At 51.1% G+C, this 19,186-nt stretch carries 10 protein-coding genes, 1 tRNA gene and 1 pseudogene; 5 read left to right on the top strand and 7 right to left on the bottom strand.

The window, feature by feature from the left end; all coding sequences use genetic code 11:
- The first annotated feature begins 89 nt into the window (after nt 1-89).
- The 3 genes from C2M36_RS11880 to C2M36_RS11890 all read left to right on the top strand — a co-directional run bounded on the left by C2M36_RS11880 (nt 90) and on the right by C2M36_RS11890 (nt 3,808).
- Nucleotides 90-165, top strand: a tRNA-Glu gene (locus C2M36_RS11880).
- A 259-nt stretch (nt 166-424) separates the two neighbouring features.
- Nucleotides 425-1,591, top strand: a complete 1,167-nt coding sequence (locus C2M36_RS11885) for a sugar ABC transporter substrate-binding protein (protein ID WP_105255068.1) — start codon at nt 425-427, stop codon at nt 1,589-1,591.
- The gene (locus tag C2M36_RS11890; protein ID WP_105255069.1) at nt 1,592-3,808 is read left to right on the top strand and encodes an ATP-binding protein; all 2,217 of its coding nucleotides are present in this window, start codon (nt 1,592-1,594) and stop codon (nt 3,806-3,808) included.
- An 18-nt stretch (nt 3,809-3,826) separates the two neighbouring features.
- Here C2M36_RS11890 and gloA read toward each other — a convergent pair whose 3' ends face one another.
- The gene (gloA, locus tag C2M36_RS11895) at nt 3,827-4,225 is read right to left on the bottom strand and encodes a lactoylglutathione lyase (protein ID WP_105255070.1); all 399 of its coding nucleotides are present in this window, start codon (nt 4,223-4,225) and stop codon (nt 3,827-3,829) included.
- Nucleotides 4,226-4,440: 215 nt separating this feature from the next.
- The gene (locus C2M36_RS17140; protein WP_105255071.1) at nt 4,441-9,768 is read right to left on the bottom strand and encodes a S8 family serine peptidase; all 5,328 of its coding nucleotides are present in this window, start codon (nt 9,766-9,768) and stop codon (nt 4,441-4,443) included.
- Nucleotides 9,769-9,961: 193 nt separating this feature from the next.
- Between C2M36_RS17140 and C2M36_RS11905 the strand changes: the two genes are divergently transcribed.
- Both C2M36_RS11905 and C2M36_RS11910 read left to right on the top strand, forming a co-directional pair.
- Complete coding sequence (locus C2M36_RS11905; RefSeq protein WP_158678934.1) at nt 9,962-13,039, top strand: sensor histidine kinase; 3,078 nt, start codon at nt 9,962-9,964, stop codon at nt 13,037-13,039.
- Nucleotides 13,036-13,683 carry a response regulator gene (locus tag C2M36_RS11910; protein WP_105255073.1) on the top strand — a complete coding sequence of 216 codons (648 nt, stop codon included), beginning with the start codon at nt 13,036-13,038 and terminating at the stop codon, nt 13,681-13,683. The genes C2M36_RS11905 and C2M36_RS11910 overlap by 4 nt, the downstream gene beginning before the upstream one ends.
- 43 nt (nt 13,684-13,726) lie before the next feature.
- Here the strand turns inward: C2M36_RS11910 and nth are convergent, their stop codons facing one another.
- The 5 genes and pseudogenes from nth to rsxC form a co-directional block, all read right to left on the bottom strand.
- Nucleotides 13,727-14,359 (bottom strand): endonuclease III, encoded by a 633-nt coding sequence (gene nth, locus C2M36_RS11915; protein ID WP_105200619.1) that lies wholly within the window; start codon nt 14,357-14,359, stop codon nt 13,727-13,729.
- Between the two features lie 39 nt (nt 14,360-14,398).
- Nucleotides 14,399-15,100 (bottom strand): electron transport complex subunit E, encoded by a 702-nt coding sequence (locus C2M36_RS11920; protein ID WP_105255074.1) that lies wholly within the window; start codon nt 15,098-15,100, stop codon nt 14,399-14,401.
- The gene (gene rsxG, locus C2M36_RS11925) at nt 15,097-15,738 is read right to left on the bottom strand and encodes an electron transport complex subunit RsxG (RefSeq protein WP_105255075.1); all 642 of its coding nucleotides are present in this window, start codon (nt 15,736-15,738) and stop codon (nt 15,097-15,099) included. The genes C2M36_RS11920 and rsxG overlap by 4 nt, the downstream gene beginning before the upstream one ends.
- Nucleotides 15,735-16,793, bottom strand: a complete 1,059-nt coding sequence (gene rsxD, locus C2M36_RS11930) for an electron transport complex subunit RsxD (protein WP_105255076.1) — start codon at nt 16,791-16,793, stop codon at nt 15,735-15,737. The genes rsxG and rsxD overlap by 4 nt, the downstream gene beginning before the upstream one ends.
- A pseudogene (gene rsxC / locus C2M36_RS11935) lies at nt 16,790-19,185 on the bottom strand (electron transport complex subunit RsxC). The gene rsxD and the pseudogene rsxC overlap by 4 nt, the downstream one beginning before the upstream one ends.
- Between the last annotated feature and the right edge of the window lies 1 nt (nt 19,186).

Below are 19,186 nucleotides of genomic sequence, written 5' to 3' on the forward strand. Positions count from 1 at the left end.
GTTTTTGTAATTAGGTTGCTTAGCCTCGCTGGCTCAGCTGCCGCGCTTACAAAAATTCATCGAAGCACTGCTTCGATATGCAAATTTTTGTCCCCTTCGTCTAGAGGCCTAGGACACCGCCCTTTCACGGCGGTAACAGGGGTTCGAATCCCCTAGGGGACGCCACTTTCTTCTTATTCTTTTCTCGTTATATTTTCCTAAAAGCTTCAAGATCTCTGTACTTTTCTATAGCAGAAATTCTACAAATTCCTTTGCTAGTTCAATAACTTTCAGTTAACTTATCGGGCATTATTGCGTCTCGACTTTGCTGCGTTTTGGCAAGGATCTTAGCCGCTAAATCACTATCGCAAATAATCCTTATCTGGGCTTCTTTCCTATGCCTGGGTGCTGGTTTACGCATGTATGAAAACCCTTGGGAGCAATTGTGTTAGCCCGGTTTTTACAACTTGTTATCTTGCTTTTGGGTATTGGCTCCAGTCCTGGCAGCCATGCCGCGCTGACCTTGGCTTTTTCCATTGAAAATGGTGAGTTTGCCTCGTTCTTAAGCGAGTCTGCAGCGGCCAAAGGATTGGCTATTGATGCCCAATGGGTTGACCAAAAACTGTTAAAGGTAAGGTTAATTCAAAGTGCGGAAAGCGGTGCGCGAGCAGACGCTATTTTAGTGCCTGCCGATCATTTAGGCATGGATGAGTTCGTTAATTACAGCGAAATTCCACAATCCATGCTCAGCCCTGAGCAATCCCCCTTATTCGCGGCCAGCGGCCGGATGCAAGGGCGTCAACTAGGCATTCCCATTGTTGCCGGTAACCATCTGGTACTGTATTACAACAAGGCGTTGGTCAGTGAGCCAGCAACGAGTTGGCAACAATTGCTTCGCTATTATCAGCATCAAGGTACGGCACCCATAGGCTGGAGCTTTATGGAGATGTTCTGGTTTGTGCCCTTTGTCACCGCCTTCGGTGAGCCTCCGGTCGTTGCCGACCAACCTAACCTTAATACTAAGGCCATGCGTCAAGCACTGAGTTATGTGTGGCGTTTGGCCGAGCAGGGGGTTGTTGACCCTGGGTGTGACTATAGCTGCAGCGAGCAGCGTTTTATGGCCGCTAAGTTACCCTACAGTATTAATGGCATATGGGCCTATGATAACTATCGGCAGCACCTGGGGGAGCAATTAGGTGTTGCTGCCTTACCAAGGCTGGCGGGAAACACCATGAAGCCATATTCAACCGCCTTTGTATTGGCATTCCCAGAGCAGTCTTTGTACGGCGAGAAGCGTGCGCAGCTAGAGCAGTTAGCGGCGCTTTTACAGCACCCGGATGTGCAAACTCAACTCTGGCAGCGCCATGTCGGGATCCCTGTCCATCAGCAGGTGCAGCAACATATATTGGCCAACGCCGATGCCGACAGCCAAGTGTTCTTCGACACCTTAGCGCACAGTGAGCCCATGCCGAATTCTCCCAATATGATGATTATCTGGGAGGTGATGTTAAAGGGTTACACCCGCTTTGGCGCTAAGGCCATGAATGCCCAACAGGCCAGTGAATTTATGCAGCATCTTGCTGAGCGCTCCATAGCGGCAAGGAACGAATAAATGCGCACCGCCAAATTTAGTCATGCCTTGTTTGTCAGCATAGTGTGGATCAGCCTGGTTCCCATGTTGCTGGTCGTACTGTTTTTTGGCTATCAGTTTTATCAAAACTCCTTGGCTCAGGCGCAGCAAACCTTGAATTGGCGCGCCAATAATGACGCTTTGGCACTGCGTCAGCAGTTGTTTAAGACCGTGATTGATAACGAGCGCCTGGCTAACTCCAAGGCCATTGCCGAATTACCCATACGCATTCTTTATTCGCAATTTGCGCTCACCCAACTTCAGGAATATGTCACCCAAAGCCCAAATATTCACGCTGCCATGGTCATAGATAAGGCTGGCTTTATTGTCGAAGGCTTTCCTCTTAAGGCACTGAATATGGATATCGCCACCACAGTGCCCTTATTACAGCAAAGCGTGCAGCAAGCGGGGTCTAGTTACTTTGTTGTTGAATTTGAAGGTCTGCAAAGCAGTGAGGCGCAGCCGATTGCGTATCTGGCCATTGCCACGCCTCTGAACCTGGAACGCGAGTCGCTAAGCACCCCCTACCAAACCACCGGCATCCTACTTACCTTGCAGCCAATTTCGTCACTGATCAGTTCATTGGCGCAAATAGAGCAGGTTGAGCAATTTGCGTACAACAATACTTACCGCGTGATGTTGGCGGATAACGAGCTGGCGCAAGCGGGGACATTGGGCTCTCAGGCGCAGTTAACGGCCCGTAGCGAGATCGTGGCCATACTTCATAATGAGGCAAGTAGTCCCTTAACCTTGACCCTTAGCGAACCTCACGAACCGCATTTAAGCGCTTTACGCCGCAGTTTGGCATTTGCCGCCATTTTGATACTGAGCCTGGGCATTCTGGCGCTGCTGTTGGCACGTTGGTTGGTGCGACGCTTTAACCAACCGCTAAAAGGTATCACCTTGTTGAGTAAACGCTACGCTCAGGGTCAATACGAATCCCAGGTACAGCCTTTTAGTTATCGTGAGTTTGAGAAGATCAGCGCCAATTTGCAAAGTATGGCAAAGACCATAGAAGCACAAATCGCCTCGCTAAAAGAACAAAAGCACAGAGCGCAGGCTTCGGAGCGAGCAAAAAGCTTATTTTTGGCCAACATGAGTCATGAACTGCGCACCCCTTTGAATGGTATTTTTGGTTATTTGCAGTTGCTACAAAGTACGCCATTGGCGTCACAGCAAGCTCAGTATACGCGGCAAATCCAGCTCTCCACGCAAATGCTGCTAACGGTCATAAACGACATTCTCGACTTTTCCAAAATCGAAGCGAATAAGGTGGTTCTAGAGCGCCAACCCTGTGATTTGATCCAGCTCGTAAAGGATATCAATGAGCTTTTTGCGCCTGGCTGTGCACAAAAGGGTATTCGCTGCACTTTGGCGCTCCCTGAGCAACCGCAAGTATATGCGCTCTGTGATGAAATGCGCCTGCGCCAGGTGCTGAGCAATCTGGTGTCCAATGCAGTAAAATTTACCAGCCGCGGTGGCATAGAAATAGGCCTGCAGGTGAGCGAAAAGGGCCTCAGTTATGAGTGTGAGTTTACTGTTAAAGACACGGGCGTTGGCATAGCGAAAGAGCTACGTGGGCAATTATTTCAGCCCTTTATACAGGCTCAGGCCAGCACTACTCGTGAGTTTGGCGGAACCGGCTTAGGGCTCAGTATCTGTAAGCGTTTGCTTGAACTGATGGGCGGCAGCATTAGCCTTGCGAGTGAGCCGGATGAGGGCAGCACCTTTGTTGTTCGTCTGACCTTGGAGCGCTCAGCTCCCTTATCACAGATAAATGCAGAGCCCATGTCGTCGCTGCAGCAGGTCCGATTTGATGGTTTTCGAGTCCTGGTGGCCGAGGATAACCCCATTAACCAGCGCGTTATTACCAAGTTTCTGGAAAAGCAGGGGGTTGCCGTGCACCTGGTGGAAAATGGTGAGCAGGCCATTGACGCCGAAGCAAAGCAGGCTTTTGATCTTATTCTAATGGATATTCAGATGCCGGTGATGGATGGCCTCAGTGCTAGTCGCGCTATTTGCGCCCACAACCCGGAGCATGCGCCCATCATTGCGGTCAGTGCCAATGCCATGAGTCAGGATATCGAAGCTGCGCTGGCGGCGGGGATGCAAGATCACCTGGCTAAACCCATTGAGTATCAGGCTTTGCTCGCCATATTGCATAAATGGCTGGTAAAAAAGGCGACTCAACCTAGCTAGTCGGTCGCCATCTAAACATTAGAAGGTGGTGTATTCTTTTTTCTGAATCAGTTCGATGGCATAGCCATCTGGGTCTTTCACAAAAGCGATTTCCGTGGTGCCGCCTTTTACCGGACCCGGCTCACGGCTAATTACCCCACCAGCGGCGCGAATCTCGTCGCACGCCTTGTAAATATCATCGTACTCTATAGCGATGTGGCCATAGGCCGTGCCCAGCTCATAGCTATCCTGATCCCAGTTATACGTCAGCTCAAGCACGGTATGATCTTTCTCTTCACCATAGCCAACAAAGGCCAAGGTATAGCGGTATTCTTCATTGTCTGCTCGACGCAGCTCCTTCATCCCTAAAACTTGCGTGTAAAACTCAATTGAACGTTCTAAATTGCCCACGCGTAACATGGTGTGTAATAAGCGCATGATGCCACCTTACATTGCATATATGAAAAGACGCTGTGGGCTTGTCGGCTACAACATCCGATAGCACACAGCATAATAACCGGGTTACTTTAGCGTTAAACCCCAGGGGCTACAACCGTCAATTGGACACCAACGTGGTGCCTTAGATACAAAAATGCCGCTCAGGATTGAGCGGCATGGGTTAACACTAACAACTTAGTGTCGGGCTTATGATGTTAGGCCTTTTGACGGCGCAGCCAAGCAAAAGGAAGCAGTAGCATGAGCCAGGCAAATGAACCACTTGAACTCTTTTTATCTGCAACCGTACTTTGCTCGGTTACCGTCACGGTGACGCTTGAGGTTACTTCTTCTGTGCCATCGGAAACGGTAACAGTGAAGGTATGAGTGCCTACGCTTAGACCACTTACCGAGGTAGTGGCTGCAGCGCTATCTGCAATCGAACCAGGACCTTCCCACAGGTAAGACAATTCATCACCATCCACATCGGCTGCACCAGCGGACAAGGTGATGCTTGAGCCTTCAACAACTTGCGTGCTGTTTGCACTTGCCTGTGCCGTCGGCGCGTCATTGACCGCCTCAACATTGAGCATAAATGTGGTGCTCGTAGCATCCGTTGGGTAGTTGTTATCGCTCACTTTCACCGTTACTTGCGTTTCACCACTGAAGTCCGGATCCGGCGTAATATCTATGGTTGAACCGCTTTGGTGGCCATTTACTGTGGCCGTGAAGCCTTCACCGCTAACGGAGATGGTGTTAGACACATTGTCGTTATCCATATAGTCGACACGAATACCGCTCACCGTTTGCTCTTCCATCGTCGTTACATCGTCGATAGAGAACAAAGTGATATTCGATGGGAAACTAATTGTTTTGCTCATTGCCATCATAGGTTCACCTTCGATGTCAGCATTCACTGTTACATCAAAGTCTTGACCGATAGAATGAGCATTTGAGCTGGCAACTATGTGTACTTTGAACGCGGTCACTTCCGGGCCATCGTAATCAAGGCACACCACCATGTCATCCTTGAGATACTCATCAAGTAAGCCATAGTTGTCATCCCAAGGAACGATACTCTGGTTTGTCCAACCGTAGAATGGCGAGCGTTGGTCCATTGGGCCACGGAAGCCACGAATACCGGCAGAAGCAAATTCCATCACACCTAGACCGGCTTGGATACCCGTGCCGTTACCGTTCCAATCTTCAAAGTGCAGGTTGTCATAGGCGTAAATAACTTCATAGGCACCTGGGGAGTGGTCGTAGCCACGGGCAATAATTGCCTGGGCATCCACTCGCATATCATTGCCTTCGAGTGGTTCATATTCAAAATCAAGACCGCAACTGAAGTAATCACAGCCATTTTTACCTTGCATATGTTGCAGGTTGTCCCACTCAACGACTACGTGCGTACCTGAGCCGGTTCCTGGGTCGACAAGTCGAGTAACCGTAATACCTGCGACCTCACTTTCGGGCAGCGCGTTACCCTCAGCATCGTTCACTTGGTACGGTGCGCCCCACGCCATTTCTTTAGCCATCACAGGGTGGAAGCGGTTATACCAGAATGCCCCCATCAGTTGCGCCGGACTGCTAAAGTTGTCAGCGGCAAAGCGGTAGCTCAATGTGACTGCGCCATCGAAGTCGATTGCACCGGTAGGGTGAATGTAGAGGCTATCTGACGCATTACCAAACTCATAGTTGTGGAACAGCGCAAATTGCTCATCTTTTTCTTTATCGGTAAAGAGTGTCGAGAAGGGGATTTGCCATGCGCCGTCCAATGGAATAACCGGGGCGCTGGGCTCAGGTTGAATACCGTAAGAGAGCAGGTCGATATAGCCACCGTTTCCTACCGGCGTCTTACATGACTGATCGGTAATGGAGTCGGTGATATGGTACATGGACTTGCGGCCTTGGCTGTTGTTTTGCACGCCAGAGACCACAAAGCTATTGCCCTCAATCGCTACGTCGCCTGTGATGAAGCCATTGTTTGATAGATACACATCATCCAAGGTCAAGCCTTCTGGTAACTCAGCACTGATGTTGAAGGTGCGGTCACCGCCAGAAACATTCGGCAGCACATCCAGTTCGAAGGCGATTTTATCACCGGCAATAGCCCGCGCTTTATCGCTATGGAAGCTGACCACATCATCACCGCGATTAACGTTGATCGATACTAAACCAAGGTTATCCGGGTTTTGGTTGTCCGAGCCCAGCTCAATGGCAGTGTAATGGCGCTCACCCGTTTGCTGCTCAAAGTCGTTAAATTTAACGCTGATATCAGACAGTACTTCAGAATCAGTCACGGCACTGACCGAGCCCTCGGCATTCTCAGCCTTGTTACCAAGCACCACGGCCGTCGCTACCTTGTGCGGGAACCAGGCATCTTCTTTGCCGCGCCAATACCACTTGTTCTGGTTGTTTTCTTCCCAAACTACCCAGTATTTGCCGGCGTCTGGATAAGGAATATTACAGAACTCGGTCACTTCGGTGTTTTTAACCGTAGACCTACAGATAACTTCATCGTCGTATTGAACCTGGTTGTCGCCGTTAGCGTCGATACCCACGTAAATACTGATATTACCTTTGTCTGCGTTAAGCTCGTCTTCCACCGTTGCCGGGCCAGAGCTGACATGTTCAGCGATAAAGCGCACCGCATCTTCAGGTACATCTACCCAAGAAACGTGCAGCGTTTCACTGGACGTATCTTGTTTTGCCGGGAACATTTCAGAGCCATTGCCATTTGGTAGCTCTTTAAGCAATAGCTCTTCGATATTCGCTTGCACCGGCTCATACACAGTCACCTGTGGCGCTGCGGCTTTACCAAGTGGCTGGTTATCCAAACGGAAGGTGGGCGCATCCGTGTGCGAGGTAAATTCAACAATCTCAGGCAGCTTGCCGCTGTCCAGAGACATTTCCACATTCATTTGCGACACGGGCACGGCAGGATCTTGAGCAATTAACTGTACTTTGCCAAATACCGTGGCACCGCGGGCACTGTCGGTAATACTTTGAGCATTTTGCCAGCTGCCCGTGATCGACAAGCGCTGCGTCTCACCTTTTTTCAGGGTAAATTGTTTTGGCTCAACATCGACATGGACACTGTATTCATCGGTAATCGTGCTGACATCCCAGGTGCCATCGACCGTTGCCGTAACTTCTCGGATCCAGTTACAGCGATAGAAACAGCGTTCGTCCACCATATTAGGGGTGTTTAATGCACCTAAGTTACCACCGCCATATGGGTTCGTAAGCTGATAGTGTTTAACCGGCACGTGCATGATGAGGCCGGCATTGACTGCTTTATCAACTTGGGCAATACCCGAGCCATGGAACCAAGGGTGAATGTTGTCATAGCGGCCCAACGCATTTTTTACATCATCGTTGGCAGTAAGCTGAATGGCAGACATCACCTCGGAAGGGGACCACTCGGGATGTGCTTGACGCACGAGTGTCATAGCCCCAGCAATATGCGGGCTGGCCATGGAAGTACCACTTTTAACACCGTAATCTGCCGGCCCAATTGAGCCAATCGCAACCTGAGCACCATAGGTGAAAGGTTGATCTGTTGTGTCTGCGGCAAGGATATCCGAACCCGGAGCGGCAATACCAGGTGCCGTGGCTTCACGGTATTGGGGCACAGCCGCATGACCGATTGAGCTGAACATAGACATGGCATCGACCATGTTTTCGTTATGCTTAATGGTGTTATTTGATTTAGGGATCGTTAAGCGGTGATCGGCACCTTCACTCAACCAGGCGACAAATTCGTTAGCGTTGCTTAGAGGTGTCATGCCAAGTGGAATGTCGGTTTCCAAGGTATAGTGCATGTTGGCGTTCGATGACTCAGTATTGTAAACAACTACAGCCGCAGCACCTGCGTCTTTAGCATGTTTTACCTTGTCGGCGAGGGCGCCATTTTCACTATTGCTGTCGGAGCGGGCGCAGAACACGATTTCACCATTGGTAAAGGTGTTGGCAAAGGGCTGTTCACAGAATTCGTTGCCATAATCAGAGGCCAGTACCACAGGGCCGGTAATGTCACTTAAGAATGTCCCGTAGATATCTGTGCGCCAGCTGCGAGGAGGGGTAATGCCTCCTTCAAGATTGATGGCACGAGATGATTGGGCGATGGAAAACGAACGGCCCGTTTGTGTTGAGCCTACGGATAGTACCCAAGGAGAGACGTGCTGCACGGAGCCATAGGTTCCAGCGTTACCGGCAGAGGCCGAAACGTTTATGCCTGCTTCATGAGCGGCTAAAAAGGCCAGCTCCACGTCATCGTTGTGGGGATCCCAACCACCGGAGATAGAGTAGTTAATAACGTCTACGCCATCGATGATCGCTTGTTCAATTGCGGCAACCAGGGGGACGGTTGGGCAGCCGATGTATTTATCCAAGGCACCGACCTGACCGGGTAAACAGGCCTGGTATGAAATAATGTTGGCATGAGGAGCCACACCGGATACTTGGTCTAACGTAATGCCTGTCTCAATGCCCTGTGAGGTGGCAGCCAGAGCAGGCAGTTTATGCTTTACGTTATAGACAATGTTACCCGCGGCGGTACTTGCGGTGTGGGAGCCATGGCCATTGAAGTCCAAGCCCACTTCAGGACGAGTTTCACCGTAAGGCCCCGCTTCAGGGTCGCTGTAGGCCGAGGTAATATCTGGGTGTGACCAAATACCGATAAGTTTATCATTACACAGGTCTTCATAGCCTTCGATTTTACAATCGTGAAGGTAGTTGCCACTGCCCAGTGGGTTCATTACGGTATAGCCGTCATCGCCCGTGGCTTGGAACATAGGGTGCTCTGGGTTAATCCCCGTATCAACCACACCGACGAGCATGCCTTCACCCTTTAGGCCCGTGCTGGAGCCATACTGAGTGTTTGCCCATGCTTCTTTTGTGCCAATGCGTCCGTGGCTGGTATCCGTCAGTAAATCATAGGTTTGTACCGCGCGCACGCTGGCTACTTCTGGCAGCTTCGAAAGGCGCTCGGCATCGGCGGTGCTTAAATATGAGGCAATACCATTGATAGCAATTTGAAAACTATGCTCGACCGCGATATTGATACCGGTTTGGCGCTTAACGCTTGAAACGAAACTTGTTTGTTTCTGCTTCAACGAGTCAATGTAGTTCGCCACCTCAGGCTTGGCCAGTGGATTTTGCTGGCGGGCGCCGAGCGTATTGTCAGCAAATAAGGCGGTTTGTGAACCGTCTTGTTGCAGCTCTTTATGCAGGGCAGCCGGCGTATCGCGAAGGCGAATTAAATAGGTATGCGAAGGAGCATCATCAGGCCCGGCAACAAATTTTTGGGGTGGTCGAATCATCACATTACGGCCATTACCCTGAAGCAGAGAGGGCTCTTCAATATTGGCCTTTTGCGCTTCCATACGGGCTGCAATGGCTTGAGAGTTAAATTCGATCTTATCTACTTTTAGTGCCGAATTAGGCGCAGAAGGCAAGGTCGTAGCACCAAGGCTCGCTACATACATTGCCGTTAAGGTAGCTAAAGCAGTTTTAGCAAAAACCTTGTTATGACGTTTCATGTTTCCATCCTGTTGATTAGATGATTGTTATTGTTAGTGGTGAATAAGCATTCACGTTTTAGGGTTATAACAACTTGGTTTTCGGGAGGGTATTAGGGGAAACCCTAGTATGAAATGTACCGAATTTAGCCTCTTGACCCTGGATCTATGGGCGCGGTATTGTTTCTCGATTGTTTTTTTTGTAGAAAACATATTGAAGTTTGTTGCATTTTTTGTCATTGCACTGAGTGTTCAAAGTGCTTTTGCAAGTCTAAGTTTTCATCATGTCGGCATAGATCTGGGCTCGATTATCGATATTGAATTCGATAGCCAAGGTGTGATGTGGTTGGCCTCTCGTGAGGGGTTGTATCGCTATGATGGTAGTCGCTTGCGGCATATTTCTTCTGAGGATGGTTTGTCCGATGATGATATACGCTCGTTAACCATTGATATGTACGACAATATATGGATAGCCACGAACTCGGGTGGACTCAATATCTTTGACCCAGAAACGGGCTCGGTGCAGCGCTTTAGACAAACCTCTTCGCCGAACTCTTTGTCCAATGATTCCGTCTATGATGTCGCCTTTGTCGGCAAGGATCGCGCCTGGGTGAGCACACAAAACGGTCTAAATCTTTTTGATATTCAAAGTGGCACGTTTACGCGGTATTTTCATAAAGCAAATGATCCTCAGAGTGTTTCTGCTAACTACGGTTATTCATTATTTGTTGATGATAGCCAAAGGTTATGGGTCGCGACCTTAGGCGGAGGGGTGTCTGTCTATAATCCCGAGCAGGATAATTTTGAACAAATCTGGTTGAGTCGTTACACCACATTTAAAAACAGCGATGGAGTGTTTGCTATCAGACAATTGTCGTCAGAGCTGTTCCTATTCGCTACTCGTACCGGCTTGTATCGCTATCACTACGCCAGCAAGCAACTAGAGCCGGTGACCCTTTCGTCTGAACCAGGACAAGAGCTTGGAACCGTGACCGACTTGGCGTTAGATCAGAGTAAAGTCTTTGTCTCCACGCTCAATGACGGTGTCTTCGTCTATGATATTCAAACGGCTTCACTGAGCGCTGCAAATCCGAGTGAGCTGGGTTCCCGTCTGCAGACCCCAGCGGTGCCCATTTACAGTTTGGCCCTATACGAATCCCAGCTATTTATCGCCACTTTAAGTAAAGGCCTATATAGCTCACGAATTAACTATAACGACCTTGATGCGCGACTAATGCGCACGGATGTGATGGGCGACCTGACCAATATCACCAGCGTGGATATTGTTGACAATGGAGACCCTGTATTCGGTAGCTTTGGTGCTGGCTTGATGGTAACCCAAGGCGATGAGTCATTGGTGAGAGTTGATCAAGGAAGTGTTCAAGGGATCTCGGCCGCTCAGTTCCGGCGTTTACGAGAGCAATACCCAGAGATAACTAAAGTAGGGATCCTGGCCGTCGATTTTGATAGCGAGCGAAATAGGCTTTATTTGGGCACCACGGTCGGGTTGTGGGCTATCGACTTGAATACCGAGCAGTTGCTGAAAATTGCTCGCTATCGCCATACAGAGATTGGCTATGTGAACGCCTTACACATAGACGACAATGGCGATGTCTGGTTTGGCAGTGGCGGCTTAGGCTTGATGCTTTGGTCGGGAAAATCTCAGCTCCTGATAGGCTTTAACAAGCATGAAGTGCCTAACTCGGGGCTCAGCGGCGACTATGTCACGACGCTAAAAAGGGATGGACGCTATCTCTGGGTGGGAACCCGCTCCAACGGCCTCAGTCGCTGTGAGATCAAACCCTTAAAATGTGACCACCTAGACTCGCTCACTGGCAGTGCATCACATTTTAATGTGACAGCAATCGGCAAGTTGAGTAATGGCAACGTCATGTTTGCAACACGAGGTGGTGGGGTCTTTGAGCTAACGAATACGAGCACAGGCACCAGCCTACACAATGTCACCGAGGAGCAGGGCTTAAACTCAAACATTATTTTAGCCGTTGAGGAAGACAGTGATGGCAGCGTTTGGCTGGCAACGGCCAAGGGGCTTTCACGGCTAAGCCAAAGCCGTGATGATGTTGTCAATTATCCAATCGATGAGTTGGTAGGCACCCCCCAGTTCAATGCCCATGCCAGCGCTCAAAACGAGGATGCGCTTTTTTTCGGTGGACTCGAGGGCGTGATACGAATTAACAAGCATACAAAAATGCCTGCAGACGTTGAACATGCGCTGATTTTAAATGCGAAGGTGAAGCAAGAAGACAAGACGTTGAAGATCACCACCAATAGTTCCTTGTCGGTGGGCCCAAGAAGCATAATCGAACTCGATTTTGCCTTGTTGGATTATGGCGTAGGTACCAAAGAATATGAGTATCGACTCAGTGCCCATGAGGCCTGGCAAGCCATCGGAGCGACCCAACAATTCTTGCTGCACCATTTGTCTGCGGGGAGTTACCAAATCCAGGTTCGTAGTCGAGATTTCACCGGCCGCTGGCAATACAGCAAGCCCCTGCTTGTGAAGGTAAACCCACACTGGTGGCAAACACCCTGGTTTGTTTTATTCCTAGTCTGTGGAGCGCTTGTGGCCATGTGGTGGTGGCACAAAATGCGCACCCAAAGGCTGCATCAGCGCAATCAGGATTTATTGCGTTTGCAAGCGTTAAAGCAGCAGGCAAAGGAGCAAGAAAGGCGGCACATCTCTCGGGAGTTGCACGATGAAATAGGGCAAAACCTGACGGCGTGCAAACTCGGTCTGCAAATGCTTAACTTGCAACAGCAAAGCCCCGCCGTGTGTGATCAAGTCGCGGGGAGCGTGTCCTTGCTTGATAAAATTATCAGTCAAACACGTGATTTAACCCAGTCTCTGCGACCACCCATGCTCGATGAATTAGGGCTGTTTGCGGCCTTGGACAGATATTTTATAGAGCTACAAAAGCGAACTAACACACGGCTCTGTGTGTATTTAAAGCCAGATCTGGAGTCAAGCATTAGCCGTCACGGTGAACTGGCCTTCAGGGTGATTCAAGAGGCGGTGAATAATGCCTTGAAGCACGCCAACGCCAGTACCATAGAGGTGAGTGTGACGCGGGTGCGAGAGCACCTGGTACTGACGGTGGCCGATAATGGCGTCGGCATTGAGCTAAAAGACATTGAGCAATGCATTCGCAGCGGCAAGCATCTTGGCTTACTGGGGATGCGCGAGCGCTTATACCAGGTTAAGGGCGATTTAATTATTAACGCAGGGCGTCACAAAGGCTGCAAAATCAAAGCAAGGATCCCATTAAAATGACAGCGATAGAAAGCCTGGTCATGGCGGATGATCATGAATTGGTGCGCTCGGGTTTAAAGAGCTTGATTCAACAACAATTTCCTGAGATCCCCGTGCTGGAAACTGGGTCCGGCGATGGCGCGCTGGCGTTGATCCTCGAACAGCAGCCTGCATTGGCCCTGCTGGATGTAACGCTGCCAACGATGAATGGTTTGGATGTGGTTGCCAGTGCACGAAAGGCGGGATTCAAGGGCAAAATAATCATGCTCTCCATGCATCACTGGCCAAAGTATGTTGCCCGAGCCTGGCTCAACGGCGCCAACGGCTATGTGTTGAAAGACTCTGCCTTTGAAGAGTTGCTGGTGGCCATTAATTCGGTGATGAAGCATGAGCGCTATTTATCAAAAGGCATTTGTGCCCAGGCCGTAGACGATGTTTTAGAGTACATGGATGCGGAGCAAGAAGAGCTGCTTACACCGCGGCAAAGGCAGGTATTGCAGCTGGTGGCGGAAGGGCACTCGTCTAAGTACATCGCCAGTGAACTCAATGTCAGTTTAAAAACCGTTGAGGCTCACCGCAGCTCAATTATGAACAGGCTAGGCATTCATGATCTTGCCGGCTTGATTAAAGCGGCGATCAGTTTGGGACTCACGGAGCTGGATTAGTGAAAAGGGCCTGGCGATTGCCGCTGCTGCGCTCTTTCTTCAGCTATTCCGTCTTATCCTTAAATTCACATAGGTCTTCGATAATACAGCTGCCACAGCGCGGTTTACGCGCCACACAGGTGTAACGGCCATGGAGAATAAGCCAGTGGTGCACATCGACCTTAAACTCTTTGGGCACCACTTTTTCTAGCTTTTGCTCAACCGCCACCACGTCTTTGCCCATGGCAAACTTGGTGCGGTTAGAGACGCGGAAAATATGGGTATCGACGGCTATGGTGGGCCAGCCGAAAGCTGTATTAAGGACCACGTTAGCGGTTTTTCTGCCTACGCCTGGAAGGGCTTCTAAGGCCTCGCGATTTTCCGGTACTTCGCCGCCATGCTGCTCTACCAGAATTTGGCACATCTTGTAGACGTTATTGGCTTTGGAGTTAAACAGGCCGATGGTTTTAATGGCTTCGCGCAACTCTTCTAGGCCTAAATCAAGAATCGCTTGTGGCGTATTGGCGCGTGGAAAAAGCTTGCGGGTGGCTTTGTTAACGCCCACATCCGTAGCCTGCGCAGACAAGGTAACGGCAACCAGCAGCTCAAACGGCGAGCTGTATTCCAGCTCTGTTTCTGGATGAGGATTGGCTTCGCGTAAACGCTCTAAAATCAGGCGTCGTTTTTCTTTATTCATGTTCTGCCCTTGTTATTTTTATACAGTTTCGCGTGGACGCTAGTCTAAGCTGGTGACCCGAGCGCGAGGCCCTTTCAACTGCTCGGCATTCGGAGCCAGTTGTTTCGCCTTTAACTGGGCATCAATCAGGTTTTTAGCGGCAATCAGCAAGCCCAAACCGATAAAGGCACCTGGGGGTAAGATGGCCAGCAAAAATTGATGATCAAAATGAATGATGTCCAGGCGCAGGCTCTGTGCCCAGGGTCCCAGTAGCAGGTCGGCACCATCGAATAAGGTGCCTTGGCCAATCAATTCACGCATGGCGCCGAGAATACATAAAATGATTGCAAAACCAAAGCCCATCATTAAGCCATCCCAGGCGCTGAGCAGGGCGTTATTCTTTGACGCAAATGCCTCGGCGCGGCCGATAATGGCGCAGTTGGTCACGATCAGGGGAATGAAAATTCCCAGTGATTGATACAGGCCGAAGGTAAAGGCATTCATCAGCAATTGAATGATGGTTACGAAGGCGGCAATGATCATCACAAACACAGGAATACGAATGTCTTTTGGCACCCAGTTACGCACCAGAGACACGGTGACATTTGAACCCACTAATACCAACAGGGTAGCTATGCCAAGCCCGAGAGCATTGGTGATGGTGCTGCTCACCGCCAGCAACGGACACAGGCCAAGCAGTTGCACTAGGGCCGGGTTATTAGCCCAGACACCGTCTTTAAAAAGGGTTTTGTAATCACTCATGATGACTCTCCCGGGTTGCAGCTATTGTCCGCTTGGGCCAGGGTGTTGAAATTATGCTGTGCATAAATGACGGTGTTTTTTACCGCACCGACCACGGCGCGCGGGGTTATGGTGGCGCCGGTAAACTGATCAAAGGTACCGCCGTCTTTTTTCACCGCCCAACGGGGGTCATCCTGGCTGCGCACCTGTTGGGAACTGAAGCTGTTGATCCAGTCACTGCGCTTGGCTTCTATCTTATCGCCAAGGCCAGGCGTTTCATTATGTTTGGTTACACGCACGCCCGCAACCGTGCCATCTGGATAGATAGCGCTGAGCAGCTCGATATTGCCACTGTAACCATTAGGCGCCGTGCTTTGCATCACCAAGGCCACCACCTTACCTTGCTTGCGGGCCCGGTATATTGTGTAGCTAGGTTGTGGCCCCAGTTCCTGGCTGCGTATCTGAGTGCAGTCAAGGTACAGCTCATTGTCATAGGCTGACTCCGGAAGCACTTGGTGCAGCAGCCCCTGGAGCTGTTTTTTCTCTTGAATGGCAATCTTAGGCGCGGTGAATTGCTGGACCAGGGTCACCGCACCTGTGGTCACCAGTGCGAAGGCACTCAAGATAGCGCCATTTTTAACCATAGATGAGAGGATCATGATTTTGCTCCATGCCCATAGGTGCGCGGTTGGGTATAGTGATCAATTAACGGCACCGCCATGTTCATCAGTAACACGGCAAAGGCCACCGCATCCGGGTAGCCTCCGAAGGTGCGGATCAAATAGACGATCACGCCAATGGCGGCGCCATAAATCAGGCGGCCACGATTGGTCGTGGATGCCGACACCGGATCCGTGGCGATGAAGAAGGCACCCAGCATGGTGGCGCCACTGAGTAAGTGGAAGGCTAAGCCGGGTTGATTGCCCGAATCAAAGATATAGCCGATGCTGGCACACAGCGACAGGGCTGCGAGCATGGCTACGGGAATATGCCAATTGATCACTCGCTGTTGCAGTAGCAATAAGCCACCAAGCAGATAGGCGGTGTTAACCCACAGCCAACCTATGCCCGCGGTTTCACCAAAAACCGGTTTTACCATGCTCTCGGCCACGGTTAAACCATGGCTGACATCGGTGCGCAGGGTATCCAAGGGGGTGGCCATGGTAATGCCATCGACGTTGGAGCGCAGTTGCTCCAAGCTGTATCCAGATTGACTATAGTTGCTGAAAATCATACTTAGCTCATCAAGCAAACCGACCTGATGATGCATCAATTCTGCCGGGGGTAACCAAGAGGTCATTTGCACAGGGAAAGACACCAGCAGCAACACATAGCCCGCCATGGCTGGGTTAAAGAGGTTGCCGCCTAAGCCACCATAAAGCTGCTTAACAAAGACGATGGCGAAGAAGCAGCCGATCACTATCACCCACCAAGGCGTCAAGGGGGGAATACTCACCGCCAATAATAGTCCGGTCAACCAGGCGCTGCCGTCTTGCAGGGTGTGCCACATTTTACGGCCGCGCATATAGAGCACCGCGGCTTCAAACAGGGTGACGCACACCAGGGCTAACACCAGCTGGATCAAGACACCGGTGCCGAAAAAATAGCACTGCGCCAATATTCCCGGCACCGCAGCCAGTGCTACCATCAGCATCACACCGGTGAGCGACTTATGGCTGTGTTTATATGGTGAACTCATCATATTGAGCTTCATGATGGATCCTCATCATCTGAGTTGTTATCCGCGTCTCGTGCGGCTTTTTTGGCCTTGGCACGGGCGATGGCGGCGGCGACGGCCGCTTTCTTTTTATCTTCTGGCGATTGTTCAGCTGCCGGCGTGTTGGCGTTATCGCTAGTGTCGTCCTGAGCCTCATCGCTTTGCGCTGCCTTGGCCGCTTTCTTCGCCTTGGCGCGAGCAATTGCCGCGGCAACCGCTGCTTTTTTCTTGTCTTCGGCCGATTGTGCCTCTGACGATGCCGTGTCAGCGTCTGCATATTGCTCAGTCGAAGGCTCGTCCGCGGCTTGCGCTGCCTTCTTCGCTTTAGCCCGTGCGATCGCCGCTGCGACGGCGGCTTTCTTTTTATCCTCAGGAGATTGCTCTGGCGCAGGTGTGGTTACATCACCGCTTGTCTCTACCTGTGCCTCATCGGCTTCGGCTGCCTGAGCGGCTTTTTTCGCTTTGGCACGGGCTATGGCGGCGGCTACGGCCGCTTTTTTATCGTCCAGCGCCGGTGCATCGGCGTCTTCGGCCTGGGCGGCTTTTTTCGCTTTGGCACGGGCTATGGCGGCGGCTACCGCTGCCTTTTTATCGTCCTGCGCCGGTGCATCGGCGTCTTCGTCCTGGGCGGCTTTTTTCGCTTTGGCGCGGGCAATGGCGGCGGCTACAGCCGCTTTTTTATCGTCTTTTGCTACGGGCTCAGGAGTGTCCGATTGCTGCTTTTGCTCTTTATACAAGCGCGCCTGTTCTTTACGCGCAGCGCGCTCCTGCGCTACGTCACTGTTATCCGGCTCAAGTTGTTCGCCCGCCTTTTTCGCTTTCGCACGGGCAATGGCGGCGGCAACCTTGTTTTGTCATCGCCCTTGTCTGCTTGCTTGCGTTTTACTCGCGCCAGCGCCTCGGCCACTTTCTCTTTGCTTTGTGAGTCTTGCTCTGTGCTGCGACGAGGGCGTTTATGGCGGTTGCGACGCTCTTCTTGTTCGCGCTCCAAGCGTTCCTTACGGGCTTCAAAGCGCTCCTTGGCGCGGTCCGATTTAATTTGCTCGATCTGCTGCTCGCGAATTTCCGCCTTGGCCACACGATAATACTGAACCAAAGGTATTTCACTGGGGCAAACATAGGCGCAGGCACCGCACTCGATACAATCAAATAACTGGTGCTCTTCGAGCTTTTTATATTCCTTGGTCTTGGCAAACCATTGCAACTGCTGTGGCAATAGCGAGGCTGGGCAGGCATCGGCACAGGCGCTGCAGCGAATACAGGCGCGCTCTTCGCCAGGCATCGGCATTTCCGCTGCGCTTGGCGCCAAAATACAGTTAGTGGTTTTCACTACGGGAATGCGTACCGTTGGCAGGGTAAAGCCCATCATGGGACCGCCCATGATCACCCTTTGCATCGGCTCAGGTGTAAAGCCTTGCTGTGCCAATAGGTGTTTTACCTCGGTACCCAGCAAGGCCCAAACGTTACGTTGCTCTGCCAGGGTGTCACCGGTGACCGTGACCACACGTTCAATCAGTGGCTTACCAAGCTCAACGGCTTGTTGCACTGCGTACATGGTGCCAACGTTTTGCACCAGCACGCCGATATCGGCGGGGATACCGCCGGCAGGCACTTCTTTGGACGTTAAAATTTGAATCAGCTGTTTTTCCCCCCCGGATGGGTACTTGGTGGGGATGGCGCGTACCTGCATATCGTCAATATTGGCAGAGGCCTGCTCCATGGCTGCTATCGCCTTGGGCTTATCGTCTTCAATGGCGATAAGAGTGAGCTTGGGTTGCAACAGATGGCGCAATACCTCGATACCGCGCACGATTTCCTCACTGTGCGCTTGCATCAGCACATCGTCGGCGCTGATATAGGGCTCGCATTCGGCGCCATTAATGATCAGCACATCGATTTGTTGCTTGGTTGAGGCCTTAATATAGGTCGGGAAGCCAGCGCCGCCCATGCCTGAAATACCGGCAAAATGCAGTATGTCTACCAAGCGCTCTGCAGTCAGCTCGCGGTAGTTAGGGTGGGGCACTAACTCACACCAACGGTCTTCGCCATCGGGTTCGATAATAATGCTGAGTTCAGGCAGTGCCGAAGGGTGTGCTGACGGCATTGGGGTAATATCGATGATGCGACCGGACGTAGGTGCATGTACTGGAACCGACCAGTTGGCATGGGGTTTGGTTAATGCCTGACCTTTAAGCACCTGCTCATGCACATTGACCAGCAGGTGTCCCTGAGCACCGATATGCTGTTTTACCGGCAGCACCAGGCGCGGCGGCAACGGCAGGATATGGATGGGCAGCGAGTTTGACTGGCTTTTGTTTACTGGCGGGTGCACACCACCAGGGCTTGGCCAAAGTTGTCCGCGACTAATTCGAGCTAATAAAGAGTCCAAC

The organism is Pseudoalteromonas sp. T1lg75, from assembly GCF_002964705.1.
GTDB lineage: Bacteria > Pseudomonadota > Gammaproteobacteria > Enterobacterales > Alteromonadaceae > Pseudoalteromonas.